General features: G+C 68.4%; 16 protein-coding genes. 6 read left to right on the top strand and 10 right to left on the bottom strand.

Annotated elements, in window-relative coordinates; translation table 11 throughout:
* Positions 1–37: 37 nt before the first annotated feature.
* Positions 38–436 carry a VOC family protein gene (locus VQ067_RS19155; RefSeq protein ID WP_033990182.1) on the top strand — a complete coding sequence of 133 codons (399 nt, stop codon included), beginning with the start codon at positions 38–40 and terminating at the stop codon, positions 434–436.
* Between the two features lie 15 nt (positions 437–451).
* Here VQ067_RS19155 and VQ067_RS19160 read toward each other — a convergent pair whose 3' ends face one another.
* The 3 genes from VQ067_RS19160 to VQ067_RS19170 all read right to left on the bottom strand — a co-directional run bounded on the left by VQ067_RS19160 (position 452) and on the right by VQ067_RS19170 (position 2,395).
* Positions 452–928 carry a YbaK/EbsC family protein gene (locus VQ067_RS19160; RefSeq protein WP_033990184.1) on the bottom strand — a complete coding sequence of 159 codons (477 nt, stop codon included), beginning with the start codon at positions 926–928 and terminating at the stop codon, positions 452–454.
* Positions 929–996: 68 nt separating this feature from the next.
* Positions 997–2,103: a WD40/YVTN/BNR-like repeat-containing protein gene (locus VQ067_RS19165; protein WP_023126327.1), complete on the bottom strand. Its 1,107-nt coding sequence runs from the start codon at positions 2,101–2,103 to the stop codon at positions 997–999.
* Positions 2,104–2,125: 22 nt separating this feature from the next.
* Positions 2,126–2,395: a MoaD/ThiS family protein gene (locus VQ067_RS19170; RefSeq protein WP_003086912.1), complete on the bottom strand. Its 270-nt coding sequence runs from the start codon at positions 2,393–2,395 to the stop codon at positions 2,126–2,128.
* Between the two features lie 257 nt (positions 2,396–2,652).
* Between VQ067_RS19170 and VQ067_RS19175 the strand changes: the two genes are divergently transcribed.
* The 3 genes from VQ067_RS19175 to VQ067_RS19185 all read left to right on the top strand — a co-directional run bounded on the left by VQ067_RS19175 (position 2,653) and on the right by VQ067_RS19185 (position 4,908).
* The gene (locus VQ067_RS19175; RefSeq protein ID WP_003086910.1) at positions 2,653–3,078 is read left to right on the top strand and encodes a YciI family protein; all 426 of its coding nucleotides are present in this window, start codon (positions 2,653–2,655) and stop codon (positions 3,076–3,078) included.
* A gap of 36 nt (positions 3,079–3,114) precedes the next feature.
* Entirely contained in the window at positions 3,115–3,528 is a 414-nt protein-coding gene (locus VQ067_RS19180) for a VOC family protein (protein ID WP_003082839.1), read from the top strand.
* Between the two features lie 168 nt (positions 3,529–3,696).
* Entirely contained in the window at positions 3,697–4,908 is a 1,212-nt protein-coding gene (locus VQ067_RS19185; protein ID WP_003145238.1) for an MFS transporter, read from the top strand.
* Positions 4,909–4,915: 7 nt separating this feature from the next.
* Here the strand turns inward: VQ067_RS19185 and VQ067_RS19190 are convergent, their stop codons facing one another.
* From VQ067_RS19190 to VQ067_RS19205, 4 genes are all read right to left on the bottom strand, one after another.
* Positions 4,916–6,139 (bottom strand): RNA polymerase sigma factor, encoded by a 1,224-nt coding sequence (locus VQ067_RS19190; protein WP_029528628.1) that lies wholly within the window; start codon positions 6,137–6,139, stop codon positions 4,916–4,918.
* A 17-nt stretch (positions 6,140–6,156) separates the two neighbouring features.
* Positions 6,157–6,906: a DUF899 domain-containing protein gene (locus VQ067_RS19195; RefSeq protein ID WP_003107663.1), complete on the bottom strand. Its 750-nt coding sequence runs from the start codon at positions 6,904–6,906 to the stop codon at positions 6,157–6,159.
* 174 nt (positions 6,907–7,080) lie between these two features.
* A complete protein-coding gene (locus VQ067_RS19200) occupies positions 7,081–7,431 on the bottom strand; it encodes a YciI family protein (RefSeq protein ID WP_003082795.1) in 351 nt (116 codons plus the stop codon).
* 182 nt (positions 7,432–7,613) lie between these two features.
* On the bottom strand, positions 7,614–7,952 hold the full coding sequence (locus VQ067_RS19205) for a hypothetical protein (protein WP_033937651.1): 339 nt from the start codon (positions 7,950–7,952) through the stop codon (positions 7,614–7,616).
* A 434-nt stretch (positions 7,953–8,386) separates the two neighbouring features.
* Between VQ067_RS19205 and VQ067_RS19210 the strand changes: the two genes are divergently transcribed.
* Complete coding sequence (locus VQ067_RS19210; protein WP_003082787.1) at positions 8,387–9,079, top strand: helix-turn-helix transcriptional regulator; 693 nt, start codon at positions 8,387–8,389, stop codon at positions 9,077–9,079.
* 65 nt (positions 9,080–9,144) lie between these two features.
* Positions 9,145–10,710, top strand: a complete 1,566-nt coding sequence (locus VQ067_RS19215; protein ID WP_033990187.1) for an Orn/Lys/Arg family decarboxylase — start codon at positions 9,145–9,147, stop codon at positions 10,708–10,710.
* 10 nt (positions 10,711–10,720) lie between these two features.
* On the opposite strand, the gene VQ067_RS19220 is transcribed toward VQ067_RS19215, so the two are convergent.
* The 3 genes from VQ067_RS19220 to pagP form a co-directional block, all read right to left on the bottom strand.
* Complete coding sequence (locus tag VQ067_RS19220) at positions 10,721–12,310, bottom strand: RimK family protein (RefSeq protein WP_074241272.1); 1,590 nt, start codon at positions 12,308–12,310, stop codon at positions 10,721–10,723.
* Positions 12,311–12,493: 183 nt separating this feature from the next.
* The gene (locus tag VQ067_RS19225) at positions 12,494–13,288 is read right to left on the bottom strand and encodes an SDR family NAD(P)-dependent oxidoreductase (protein WP_003082773.1); all 795 of its coding nucleotides are present in this window, start codon (positions 13,286–13,288) and stop codon (positions 12,494–12,496) included.
* A gap of 95 nt (positions 13,289–13,383) precedes the next feature.
* Positions 13,384–13,842, bottom strand: coding sequence for a palmitoyltransferase PagP (gene pagP / locus VQ067_RS19230; protein WP_003082771.1), 459 nt, complete (start codon positions 13,840–13,842; stop codon positions 13,384–13,386).
* Positions 13,843–13,964 lie beyond the last annotated feature (122 nt).

Raw genomic sequence — 13,964 nt, forward strand, 5'->3', positions numbered from 1 at the left:
GCTCTAGCCTCGAGCCAGCCTTCCAGAGGAGACCGCGATGAGCACACGCGTACGCCCCTTCCTGATGTTCCAGGGGGTCCAGGCCGAGGCGGCCATGAACTTCTACCTGTCGCTGTTCGACGACGCCGAGATCCTCCAGATCCAGCGCTACGGCGCCGAGGGGCCGGGCCCGGAAGGCTCGGTGCTGAAGGCGCTGTTCCGCCTCGGCGACCAGAGCGTGCATTGCATCGACAGCCATGTGCGGCACGCCTTCGATTTCACCCCGGCGTTCTCCTTCTTCGTCGACTGCGAGAGCAACGCGCAGATCGAGCGCCTGGCCGAAGCCCTGGGCGACGGCGGCAAGGTCCTGATGCCGCTCGGCGACTACGGCTTCAGCCAGCGTTTCGCCTGGCTGGCCGACCGCTTCGGGGTGTCCTGGCAGCTCAACCTGGCCTGAGCCCGGCAGTTGCCGTCAGGCTTCCTGGAGGACTTCCTGGCACACATCGACCCACTGCGCATCCACCAGCTCGGCCATCCGTTGCGGGGCGATGCGGACCGCGCTGTGCACCGCCCCGGCGGCCGGCAGCACTTCGTCGAAGGCTTGCAGCGAGACGTCGCAGTACACCGCCAGCGGCGTCGCCAGGCCGAACGGGCAGACTCCGCCGACCGGGTGCCCGGTCAGCTCGACCACGTCCTCGGCGCCGAGCATCTTCGCCTTGCCGCCGAAGGCGGCCTTGATCTTGCGGTTGTCCAGCCGCGCGTCGCCGCGCGCCACTACCAGTACGGTGCGCTCGCCGACCCGCAGCGACAGGGTCTTGGCGATCCGCCCCGGCTCCACGCCATGGGCATCGGCGGCCAGGGCGACGGTGGCGGTGCTGGTTTCCAGCTCGATGATGCGCAGGTCCGGGGCTTTCTCGGCGAAGAACCGGCGGACGGATTCGAGGCTCATGGGGTGGGCTCCTTGGCGAAAACCCACGAACTTATGCAAGCACGCCGAGGCTGTCCAGCGCCGCGCGCTCAGGCGAAGCGCACGCAGTAGATCGGCGGCAGGTTGGCGGAGAGCTGCCGCCAGTCCTCCCCGCCGTTCTCGCTGAGCCACAGGCCGCCGGTGGTCGAGCCCATGGCCAGGCGCTCGCCGCTGGGGTCGATGTCCAGGCCGTGGCGGTAGACCAGGTCGTAGGCCGGGCCGTCGGGCAGGCCGCGCTCGAGGGTCTCGAAGCTGCGGCCGCCGTCGCGGGTGCGGGTGACCACGAAACGGGCGTCCCTGGGAATGCGGCATTCGTCCTTGGTCGCCGGGACGAACCAGGCCGTGTCCGGCTGCCGCGGATGCACGGCGACGGCGAAACCGAAGCTGGACGGCTCGGCGACCACGCCCTGCCAATGCAGGCCGCCGTCGCGGGAACGGAAGATGCCGTTGTGGTGCTGCACCCAGAGGAACTCCGGGCGCGCCTGGCACTGCACCAGGCGGTGCGGGTCCTGGATCGCCGCCTCCTCGCTCTGCTCCGGCGGCATGTAGTCGGCGCGCATGCCTTTGGTGGTGCAGGTCCAGCTGCGGCCGTCGTCGTGGCTCTGCCAGACGCCGCCGCAGGACACCGCGACGGTGAGGTGGCGACTGTCGCGTGGGTCGACGCAGATGGAGTGGATGCCGGGATGGTCGTAGCCGCCGCCGAACCACTGGGCGCGCTCGGGTCGTTCCCAGAGTTCGCGGTTGAGGCGCCAGCTGGCGCCACGGTCGTCGGAGCGGAACAGGCCGCCGGGGATGGTCCCGGCCCACAGCGTGCCGGGCCGGTCGGCGCCGCCTGGCTCGAGGATCCACAACTGCTGTAGCGACCAGGGTGGCTCCGCCGCCTGGCCTTCCAGCGGTTCGGCCGCTGGCGGCTGCGGCGGATAGACCGGCACCGCGCATTCCATCCAGTCCGTCGCGCCGGCGTCGCGACGCCACAGCTTGACGCCGAAATGGCCGAGGTTCAGCGCCGCGTAGAGCGCGCCGTCGCGCGGGTCGGCGAGGAGCATGCTCAACGGCTCGCCGAGGAAGTGGCTGGCCATCGGCAGCCACTGGCCCGCCGCGTTGCGCCGCAGCTCGAACAGGCCCTTGCGGGTGCCGACATAGAGTCGCTCGCTCACCGGATGTCCTCCTCTGTCATGGTCAACCGCCGCTCAGCGCCTGCACCACGTAGATCTCGCTATCGTCTTGGAGCGGATCGCCCAATCCCCGGCGATCGCGGACCTGCACGCCATCGACGAACAGCGCCACATGCCGGCGCAGGCTGCCCTGGTCGTCGAGCAGGTAGCCGCGCAGGCGCGGCTCGCGGGCGAAGGCCGCCTGCAAGGCGGCGGCGACGGTGGCGGCGCCGACATCCAGCGCGGGCATGGCGACGTGCCGCTGGATGGCCGGGGCGAAGACGATACGGGGCATGCAGAGGCTCGCGAAAATGGCTCTGCTGGAACAGTGTAGAAGCCCTGCAGGCCACGGCTGGCGCGGCCCGCCCAGCGGTCGGCACACTCCGCAGCGACGCTCGTCGGCCATCCCGGCCGCTCGGCGCGGGCCTCCTATACTGCCCCGGCCAGCGAAAAAACCGCCGTCGCCTGTCGATCCGCCGGCCCGCCGTTCGACCAGTTCGGGAGGCGGGCCAGAACGGGCCGTCATTGCGCAGAACAACAAGGAGAACGCAGATGAGATTCATGGTGATCGTCAAGGCCACCCAGGCTTCCGAAGCCGGCGAGATGCCCAGCGAGGAACTGCTCGCGGCGATGGGCCGCTACAACGAGGAACTGGTCAAGGCCGGGGTGATGCTCGCCGGCGAAGGGCTACAGCCCAGCGCCAAGGGCGCCCGGGTGCGTTTCTCCGGCAACGCGCGGACGGTGATCGACGGCCCCTTCGCCGAGACCCGCGAGCTGATCGCCGGTTTCTGGATGTTCCAGGTGGCCTCCCTGGAAGAGGCCATCGAGTGGGTCAAGCGATGCCCGAACCCATTCGACGGCGAATCCGAGATCGAGATCCGCCAGGTCTTCGAGGCCGAGGACTTCGGCGAGGAGTTCACCCCGGAACTGCGCGAGCGCGAGGAGCGTCTGCGCGCCGAGCTGGAAAAACGCAACTGAACCGCCCCGCACTCCGCCAAGAACGAGGAAAGCGCCATGCAAATCGTCCCCTACCTGATCTTCAACGGTAATTGCCGGGAGGCCTTCAGCTGCTACCACCAGCACCTGGGCGGCACCCTGGAGGCCATGCTGCCGTTCGGCGACAGCCCCGAGTGCGGCGACATCCCGGCCGACTGGAAGGACAAGATCATGCACGCACGGCTGGTGGTCGGCAGCTTCGCCCTGATGGCCTCGGACAATCACCCGGCCTATCCCTACGAAGGCATCAAGGGCTGTTCCATCAGCCTCAACGTCGACAGCAAGGCCGAGGCCGAGCGCCTGTTCAACGCCCTCGCCGAGGGCGGCTCGGTCCAGATGCCGCTGGGCCCGACCTTCTGGGCGGCGAGCTTCGGCATGTTCACCGACCGCTTCGGCGTGGCCTGGATGGTCAACTGCGAGCAGGACCGGTAGCGTCCGCTACGCGGGCCCGCCGCCAGGTGAATCGGCGGCGGGCCCGCGTTCCGCTGTGCGCGAGTCGCGATCGATAGACGCACTGCTGCGATAACTTAGGTTGCATTTTAAAACCAAAACTCCTAGCCTCCGCATAGTTTCATATTGAAACCTTACGGAGCGCTTCGCATGCCATCCTCGCCATCCTCCCTCCCCTCCGCGCTGGTGCTGCTGTTCGCCGTCGCCTGCGGTCTCAGCGTGGCCAACGTCTATTACGCCCAGCCGCTGCTGGACGTCCTCGGTGCCGAGTTCGCCATCGGCCAGGCCGGGGTCGGCCTGCTGTTCGGCGCGACCCAGGCCGGTTGCGCCCTGGCGCTGCTGTTGGTGGTGCCGCTGGGCGACCTGCTGGAGCGGCGCCGGCTGATGTTCGTCCAGCTCCTGCTGCTGGTGCTGTCGCTGCTGCTGGTGGGCTTCGCCGGCGATACCCTCGGCCTGGCGCTGGGGCTGCTCGGACTGGGCCTGCTCGGCACCGCCATGACCCAGGGACTGCTGGCCTACGCCGCGGCGCTGGCGGCGCCTGGCGAGCGCGGGCGGGTGGTCGGCGCGGCGCAGGGCGGCGTGGTGATCGGCCTGCTGCTGGCGCGCAGCCTGGCCGGGCTGCTCGCCGACCTCGGCGGCTGGCGCAGCGTCTACCTGGTCTCGGCAGCGAGCATGGGCGGGCTTGGCCTGCTGCTCTGGCGGGTACTGCCGGCGGCGCCGAGCAACGAACTGGGGCTGTCCTACCGGCAGCTGCTCGGCTCGATGTTCGGCCTGCTGGCGAGCCAGCGCGTGCTGCAGGTGCGCGGCCTGCTCGGGCTGTTGATGTTCGCCGCCTTCGGGGTGTTCTGGAGCAGCCTGGTATTGCTGCTCGGCGCGCCGCCGTATTCGCTGTCGCACAGCGCCATCGGCGCCTTCGGCCTGGTCGGCGCGCTCGGCGCGCTGGGCGCGGCGCGGGCCGGCAGCCTGGCCGATCGCGGCCACGCCCAGGCGCTCAGCGGCGGCGCCCTGCTGCTGTTGCTGCTGTCCTGGCTGCCGCTCGCCCTCGGCGCGCATTCGCTGGCGGCGCTGATTCTCGGCGTGCTGCTGCTCGATCTCGCCGGCCAGGCGATCCATGTGCTCAACCAGAGCCTGGTCTTCGCCATCGACCCGCGCGCCCACAGCCGCCTGGTGGGTTGCTACATGCTGTTCTACGCCGCCGGCAGCGGCCTCGGCGCCAGCGCCGGCACCGCCATGTACGCCTGGGCCGGCTGGGACGCGGTGAGCCTGCTCGGCGCGGCGATCAGCCTGGCGGCCCTGGCGTTCTGGTGGTTCACCCGTGGCGTTGGCGGCGAAGCGCGTACGGCCTGCGCCAACGGCGCCTGAGCCGGCTTCAATCGAGTTCGCGCAGGCGCTGCTCGATGAAGCGCCGCTCCGGCTCCTGGCGCGCCAGGGCCAGCGCCGCGCGGTAGGCCTCGCGGGCCTCGCGGCGGCGACCGAGACGGCGGCAGAAGTCGGCACGCGCCGAGTGCGCCAGGTGGTAATCGGCCAGTTCACCTCGCGCCAGCAACGCATCGACCACGGCCAGCCCGACCTCGACGCCATCGCGCATGGCCAAGGCCACGGCGCGGTTGAGTTCGATCACCGGCGATGGCGCCAGGTACAGCAGCGCGTCGTAGAGGGCGACGATCCGTGCCCAGTCGGTGTCCTCGGCGCGCGGCGCCTGGGCATGCACCGCAACGATCGCCGCCTGCAGGGTGTAGGGCCCGACGCGGCGGCTGGCCAGGGCCCGCTCGACCAGGCCGAGCCCCTCGACGATCAGTCCACGATCCCACAGAGCGCGGTCCTGCTCGTCGAGCCGCACCAGTTCGCCGCTGGCCGAGATCCGCGCCTGGCGCCGCGAGTCGTGCAGCAACATCAGGGCGAGCAGGCCGAGGGCCTCGGGGTCGGGCAGCAGCTCGACCAGCAGGCGGCCGACGCGGATCGCCTCGCCGCTGAGATCGGCGCGGGTCAGGCTGGCGCCGGTGGAGGCCGAGTAGCCCTCGTTGAACACCAGGTAGATCACTTGCAGGACGTTGCCCAGCCGCTCGGGGAGTTCCTCCAGGGTCGGTACCTGGTAGGGAATCCGGGCCTCGCGGATCTTGTTCTTGGCCCGCACGATGCGTTGGGCGATGGCGCTGGGCGCGGCGAGGAAGGCGCGGGCGATCTCCTCGGTGCGCAGGTCGCAGACCTCGCGCAGGGTCAGCGCCACCTGTGCCTCGGGGGTCAGCGCCGGGTGGCAGCAGGTGAAGATCAGGCGTAGCCGGTCGTCTTCCACCGCATCGCCCTCCTCCGCCGGCGCCTCGGCCTGCTCTTCCAGTTGCTCGGCGAGCAGTCGCTGCGAGGCGTCGAAACGCGCTCGCCGGCGCAGGTTGTCGATGGCCTTGAAGCGCCCAGCGGAAACCAGCCAGGCGCGCGGGTTGCGCGGGATACCGTCGCGCGGCCACTGCTCGACGGCGGCGATGAAGGCGTCGTGCAAGGCTTCCTCGGCCAGCTCGAAATCGCCGAGCAGGCGGATCAGGGTCGCCAGCACGCGCCGCGACTCCTCGCGGTACAGCGCCTCGATGCGGCTGCGCAACGGCTCGCCGTGCTCCCTCAATGGCTGGCCTGCGCGTGGCAGCAGGCGCTTTTCGGCGCCTCGTCGTAGCGGTCGTGGTGACGCAGCCAGTCCATGATCGCGTCCTCGTTGCGCCCCTTGGGCGTCAGGTCGAGGAAGTTGTAGGTGGTGAGCAGGATGTCGAGGCCGCGCGCATAGGCCGAATAGGTGTGGAACACCTCGCCCGCCGGATTGCGCAGGAACACGCTGGCACCCGGCATTTCTTCGCCGGCGTCGGGGGTCGGCTGGTAGTTGTAGTCGACGCTGCCGGCGGCCAGTTGCGCCTTGTCGAAGGACACCCCGAAGTCACGGTTGAAATCGCTGCCGTACGAGGAGTACCAGTCGAAACGCCAGCCCATGCGCCGGCGGAACGCCTGGAACTCCTCCAGAGGCGCGCGCGATACCGCCACCAGGCTGACGTCGTGGTGCGCCAGGTGCCGGTTGGCGCCGTCGATGTGGTCGGCGAGGAACGAACAGCCGACGCAGCCTTCGCTCCAGCCCGGCGCGAACATGAAGTGGTAGACGATTAGCTGGCTATTGCCGCCGAACAACTCGGCCAGCGAACGCTCGCCGCGCTCGCCCTGGAAGCGGTAGTCCTTGTCCACCCTGACCCAGGGCAGTTCGCGTCGTTCGGCGGCGACCTGGTCGCGCAGGCGGGTGAGTTGCTTTTCCCGCGCCAGCAGACGGCGACGGGCGTCCAGCCATTGTTCCCGGTTGCTCACCGGGTGGTCCTGCAAAGAAGGATTCATTGCCGATTCTCCACGGAAATTCTCGGTTTTCCAGCCTGCCCGGGGTCGTTCCGCCAGCGGCGCCGGCGCCCGGTCGCCAGGGCGAAGCCGGCCAGCGAAGCGCCGCCGGCGCACAGCAGGGACAGGGATGCGATGCACAGGGGGCACATGCTTCACCTCCGGCGCCGGGCGCCCTCACTCCCATTCCTTGACCGGTCGCACTTCGACGCAGCCGAGCCGTCCCGGCGGAATCTTCGCGGCGATCTGCAGGGCCTGGTTGAGGTCGCGCGCCTCGATCAGGTAGAAACCGCCGAGTTGCTCCTTGGTCTCGGCGAACGGCCCATCGGTCATCGCCAGCCGCCCGCCCTGGTGGCGCAGGGTGGTGGCGGTCTGCACCGACTGCAGGGCGTGCGAGGCGATGTAGTGGCCGGCCTTGCCCAACTGGTCGGAGTAGGTCATGCACTCGTCGACGATGGCGGCAAGCTCCTCGGCCGGCACGGCGGCCAGCTTCGCTTCGTCGAAATAGATCAGGCAGAGGTATTTCATGGCGGTGGGCTCCTGGTGCGGATCGACGATCCGTTCGTTCGGTAGTCGCCCGGCGAGGGCGCCTTTCGACAGCGGCGGGGAAAAAAGCCCGCGGCGCGGACGAACGGTCGGCGCTCGCCGTGGAACGCCGCCGACCGCAGCACAAGCCTAGACCCGCCCGGCCACCGGGCGCGGGCCGTCGGTCAGGGCTGGCGCGGTGCGTAGGGATTCAGGCGGGGATCGCGCAGCGGGCTTTCCCGGGTCGGCGCGGGATCGTCCTGGCGCAGGCGGAGACTGCCGTTGCCGATCTTCAAGCCGTCCTTGGTCGTCGCCTCCCCGTCGGCGCTGGCCGCGTCGCTGCCCGGCAGGTCCGGCTCGGCGGCCTCCGGTTGCGGCTGTGGCGCGCTGCCCATGGGCAACGGCGCGACCGGCGGCGCGGCGGGCAAGGCTGCCGGCAGCTCGTCCGGCAGGGGCGCGGCGAGGGTCGGTTGGCCCAGGCCGGCGAGCACCATGGCCAGGAGCAGGAAAAGCACACGCGACATGACAAAGCCTCGATAGGCCTCGGGACTTCCACCATAGCCGCGCAACGGCCCCGGCGAGCGAAGTACGGACCAGCGGCATCGCGCATTGGAAAAAGGGAATTCCTGGAATTGTTCGATAGGACCCTGGCCACCTCCGTCAGCTGTCAATCGACTTTTCGAACAACGCGCCCGCCCCCTATTAGAACAGCGCAAAAAAACTCGATCAAAAGTACAGCCTGGGCATGAGGTCGCGGATATAACCTGAAATCGAATTGCGCCCCGGCGTAGTTGCTCCGGTAACACTTCGCAGACGCAGGAGTCGAACGCCACCGAAAAGAAGATAGCACTTGCCAGAGAAACTTCCGCAGGACCCAACGAACATCCCGGCACGCACTCGCCTCGCCATCTTTCTTCCATTCAAAGACCCGCCCACATGTAAATGAGTGGAGTAGCCAATGACGCTATTGGATATCGAAAAGCTGCTGGACATGACTCACCACATGTCGGTGCACATTCCCATCGAACTGATCATTTCCTGGGAGCAGAGCGAAGAGGCCTGGAGTGTGAAAGACAACTGTCTCAACTTCGTCTATGTCAATCGTCGCTATACCGAACTGATCACCCCGCGGTTCGGCCAGAAGAACTCCCTGCTATCCCCCTTCAGTGCCAGCATCGAAGAGCACGACAAGCTGGTCATCCAGACCGGCAAGCGCATCGAGGCCCTGGCGCTGCTCAGGCCGGACGATCATCCGGCGCCCTGCTGCCTGTATTTCGAACGCATGCCGCTGTATGACCGGCGCGGCAACCGCACCGGGGTGATCGCCCATGCCAAGACCCTGACCTCGGTCGCCCCGCGCGGCTTCATCGCCACCGACGGCATCGGTACCTTCACCTTCACGCCCCCCTCGGAGTTGTTCACCTCGCGCGAATGGGACGTGATCTACCTGCTGCTTTCCGGCCTCTCGGAAAAAGAAATAGCCGAACAGATCAGCCGCTCCCTGAGTACCGTCAAGTTCCACAAGAGCAACATCTTCCAGAAGGTCGGTTGCAGTTGCATCGGCGCCTTCAAGGCACTCGCCCGGCAAAAGAAGTGGAACTTCTATATCCCGCCGACCTTCGCCAGCGCCAAGTACATCATCAATCACTAGTCGCGCCTCGCGAGAGCCTTCGGCGTGCCGGGCGACGCTTTTGCCGGCGAAACCGAGCGGTTCGAATGGACAAGGACAACAGCATGTCTCGAAACAATCCTTCGCGTCATTCAATACTCGTCACTTCCAACATAAACGCGGCCAATGATGCGAATCGTCTTTCCGAGCTTTGTCGACAACTGGAAATACGCGGCTATCGACTCTTCCAGGCGCCAAGCCGCAAGGTCGCCCTGGATTTTCTCGGCAACGCCGCGCACCCCGCCGGCATCCTCCTGCTCGTCGCGGAGCCGACAGGCGAGAACGAAGCCGCACAATTGGCGGCGCTCGATGAACTCCGCCAGGTCGCGCCGTCCATCCCGCTGTTCCTGTTGTTTCGTCAACTGCGCATCGAGCAGTTGTCCAGCCAGCTACCGGACGAGGTCCTGGGATGCTTCAACCTGGCCGCCGGCCCCGCACGCTTCATCGCCGAGCGCATCGACAGCGACCTGCGCGAATGGCGCGCCCCGGCGGGCCCCAGGCGGCTGCGCGACTATGCCCCGCCAGTCCCGCGCACGCCGGTGAGCGCCCGCTACAACGGCCGCGCACGCCTCGACCTGGCGCCGGCCAAGCAGTGGCGGATCGGCTCGGAGAGCACCGCGGAGCACCTGGCGACGCCGCTGAACGACCTCTCCACGGCCTACCGCAAGACGTCCGCAGGAGCCCCGGCGGCGCACGCCGGCGACATCGCCGAGGCCTTTCGCCGGGCGCTCTGGGAAGCCGCCGCGCGGCTCGCCAGGGAGGATGGCGATACGTGGTTCTTCGAGATACTGCGGGGCAACCCGGGGCCTGGCATCGAGGCCGGCCGGGAGACGCCGGCGAAGCGCTGGCACGGGCTCGCCGAGACACTCGACAGCAGTCCTCGGCTGGACCCGCTGCGCGTCGCCCTGAGCGCCCCCGGCCTCGATTCGCGCGGTCGCCCGGCCAGCTTCGGAGTACCCGCCGCGGTGGTCTGCCGCTACCTGCGCCGGCACGGCATCGCCCCGTTGCGCACCGGCGACTATCGCTTCCTGCTGCTGTTTCCCCAGGGCGCCAGGGCGGAACACGCGCAGCCGCTGGTGGACAGGCTGTGCGAATTCAAACGCCGGCACGACGACGATGCGCCGCTGAAGCAGGTGTTGCCGGAGTTGCTCGACAGCTCGCCGCTGTACCGCTACATCGGCCTGCGCGAACTCTGCGCGATGATCCACGAAGCCAGCCTGCGGCTGCACCTGACCGCCCTCGCCGACGCCGCCGCCAGGGCTGCCGGCCACGCCGCGCTGGCGCCGGCCACGGTCTATGGGCACCTGGTCAGGGACGAAACCGAAGCGGTGGCGATCGACAGGCTCGGCGGCCGTGTGGTCGCCAGCCTGGTCGGCGTCCATCCGGCGGCCGCGCCGCTGCTGTTGCCCGGCGAACGGGTGGCCGAGGAATCGCCGGCGCTGATCGACTACCTGCTGGCCTTGCAGGCCTTCGGCGAGCACTTTCCCGGTTTCGCTCCCGAGTTGCAGGGCATCGAGATCGATGAGCGCGGCCGCTACCGGGTCCGTTGCGTCAGGCCGGCCGCCCTCGCCCGCGGCTCCGGCCTGCGCCTGGCCACGCGCCGGCCGGACTGAAGCGCGCCGCTCAGCGCAGCGCCTTGCTCAACTGGCCACGGTGCTTGAGTTCCAGGCGCTGGACGAAGGCCTGGAGGATGCGCCGGTAGAGTTCGTCGCCGAGCTGGCCGTCCTCGATGCCGGCATCGATATTCGGGTTGTCGTTGACCTCGATGACCAGCACCTTGTCGCCGGCCTGCTTCAGGTCCACCCCGTAGAGGCCGTCGCCGATCCGCCCGGCGGCCTCCAGGGCCAGCTCCAGCACCGCCGGCGGCACCTGCTCCAGCGGCACGGCGTGGCACTCGCCGTTGACGTCCTGGCCGTCGGCCTTGTGGTTGTAGATCTGCCAGTGGCCGCGCGACATGAAGTACTGGCAGGCGTACAGCGGTTGGCGGTCGAGCACGCCGATGCGCCAGTCGTACTCGGTGTAGAAGAACTCCTGGGCCAGCAACAGGACCGAGCGCTCGAACAGCTCGCTCGCCGCCGCCAGCAGTTCGCTGTCGTCGTTGACCTTGACCACGCCACGGGAGAAGCAGCCATCGGGAATCTTCAGCACCAGCGGGAAGCCCAGGCGCCGGGCCACCCGCTGCCAGTCCTGCGGGCGTTCCTTGTAGAGGATCTCGGTGAGCGGCATGCCCAGTTGCCGGCAACCAAGCAGGTCGGCCAGGTAGACCTTGTTGGTGCAGCGCAGGATCGATGCCGGGTCGTCCATCACCACCAGGCCTTCGCGCTCGGCCTTCTCGGCGAAGCGATAGGTATGGTGGTCGACCCGGGTGGTCTCGCGGATCAGCAGGGCGTCGAACTCGGCCAGGCGCGCGTAGTCCTTGCGTCCGATCAGTTCGACGTCGATGCCGAGGCTGGCGCCGACCCGTACGAAGTTGGCCAGCGCCTGCGGGTTGGACGGCGGCAGCGCTTCGTCGGGATCGTGCAGGATCGCCATGTCGTAGCGTGCCACCCGCCGCGAACGCGGCATGCGCCAGGCGCGCCGGCTGAAACCGTCGAGGGCATCGGCGAAGACATCCTCCTGGTCGCTGCGCAAGCGGTTCAGCACGCCAGGGCGCACGCCCTCGATATGCCAGCCCTGCTGGCGACGGAACTCCACCAGCAGGATCGGACAGGGAAAGGCTTCGAACAACTGGCGCGCGAGGTCGGCCAGCGGCTCGAACTCAGTATGGCCGAAATACAGGGTCAGGGTGAAGCCGTCGGTGGCGCCATAGGGCGTACGGCACAGCGCCTTGTCCAGGGCCTTGTCGAGGCCACCCAGGGCCAGCCCGTACACCGACTTGCGAGCCAGTTCGCTGATGCAGCGCAGCGACGGGATCACCCGGTGGCCACGGGCCTCGGCCAGCAGCGAACAGTAGTAGCCGAGGCCGAGGTACTTGTAGCCGCGGCACAGGTTGATCACCTGCACGCGGCGGCCGCCGTGGTCGCGCGCCGATTGCTCGAGGTATTCCTGGGCGGTGAGTACTTCCTCGCTGGGCAGGTAGGAGGCCCAGTCCTCGCGTCGCTCGACGACGATCATCAGGCGGCTGCCGAGGTCGGCGAGAGCCGGCGGTCGGGGTTGCTCGACGGGGGTCATGCGGAGCGACCCGTCGAGGGTGGCTAACGAGGCTGCTGACATGAGTGGCGGTATCCTCTGAATGACGGTACCTGCCGTTCTAGACCTGCCGGCGCCTCCTGTCGCGCCTCGTTACGCAAGCTTTACGAGCGCCGCCGCCAGGCGCCGGCGCAGCAACCGGCCAGGGCCGCCGGGTACCGCGCCGCGAGTGCCGAGGAGCATTTTTACGCTGGCGTTGCGCGCTCGTCAGGCCAGGCTGTCGAGCACCCCGCCGTCGACCCGCAGGGCCGCTCCGGTGGTCGCCGAGGCCTGGGTCGAGCAGGTGTAGACCACCAGGTTGGCGACTTCCTCGGGCGTCGCCAGGCGCTGGATGATCGAACTGGAACGGTGCTGCCGGACAAAGGCGGTGCCGGCCTCTTCTATGCTCTGCCCGGCCTTCTGCGCATCCTCGCGGAGCATCTCGGCGACGCCTTCGGTGAGGGTCGGTCCGGGCAGCACCGCATTCACCGTCACCCCGGTGCCGGCCAGGCGCTTGGCCAGGCCGCGCGACACCGAGAGGTTGGCGGTCTTGCTGAAGCCGTAGTGGATCATGTCCGCCGGGATGTTCAACGCCGATTCCGAAGACAGGAACACCACTCGCCCCCAACCGCGCTCGACCATTCCCGGGACGTAGGCGCGGGCCAGGCGCACCCCGGACATCACGTTGACCTCGAAGAAGCGGCTCCACTCGGCGTCCTCGATGTCGAAGAAGTCCTTCAGCTCGAAGATGCCCAGGTTGTTGACCAGGATGTCCGCCTTCGGCTCGGCCGCAACGAAAGCCGCGCAGCCTTCCGCCGTGCCCAGGTCGCCGGCGACGCCGCGTACCCTGGCATCCGGCTGGCCGTTCCGGATCGCCGCGATCGCACGGTCCACCGCCGCCTGGCTGCGTCCGTTGACCACCACGGTGGCGCCGGCGGCGGCGAGGCCGCTGGCGATGGCGAAGCCGATGCCGGCGGTGGAACCGCTGACGATTGCCAGTTTGTCGCTCAGATCGATCTGCATGGGAGTCTCCTGTCGAGTGACGAACCGCTCAGGAACGCGGCTCGGGGAACAGACGACAGCCTAGACCAGCCAGCGTTCCGTGCCCGCCCTGGGCCTCAGAGACGCAGGCCGAGGTTGATCATCGCCGCCGAATTGCCGAGCAGCACCAGCTCGCTGCCCAGCGGGCCGAAGCGAACGCCCACCGAGGGGATGATCGCCGGCGCGACGCCGAAGCGGTTCAGCGGGATCTTGTCGCGGTATTCGCCGCGATAGCCCTGCAACAGGCCGCCGGTGAGCTTCAGGTAGACCGGGTAGCTGTCACTGTCGAAGCGCTTGCCCAGGTAGGCGTAGTTGGAGCGCTGGCTGAACGAGTTGCGGAAGGTCGCGCCGCCGGCCAGCACGCCATCGGCGCGGTTGTATTCGAGGCCGAGCAGGTCCTGGTGATTGTTGTGTTCCGGATCCGGGTTGAAATGCCGGGTGTAGACGCTGGTCTGCAGGTACCAGAAGTCGCCGTCGTCGGCAGCCCAGGCAGGTGCGGCGAGCACGGCCAGCAGGCTCAGGATGAGATAGCGCATGGGGACTCCAGGCGGCCGTCGCCAGGTAAGAAAGGCAAGACGTGACGGCTTGCGCCTCGCAGCGTGAATTCTGCTGAACCCGGCCTGAATCGGGCCTGAACGAAGCCTGAACAATTTCTGAA

It is taken from the genome of Pseudomonas sp. KBN12P06040, from assembly GCF_037574965.1.
Lineage (GTDB): Bacteria > Pseudomonadota > Gammaproteobacteria > Pseudomonadales > Pseudomonadaceae > Pseudomonas > Pseudomonas aeruginosa.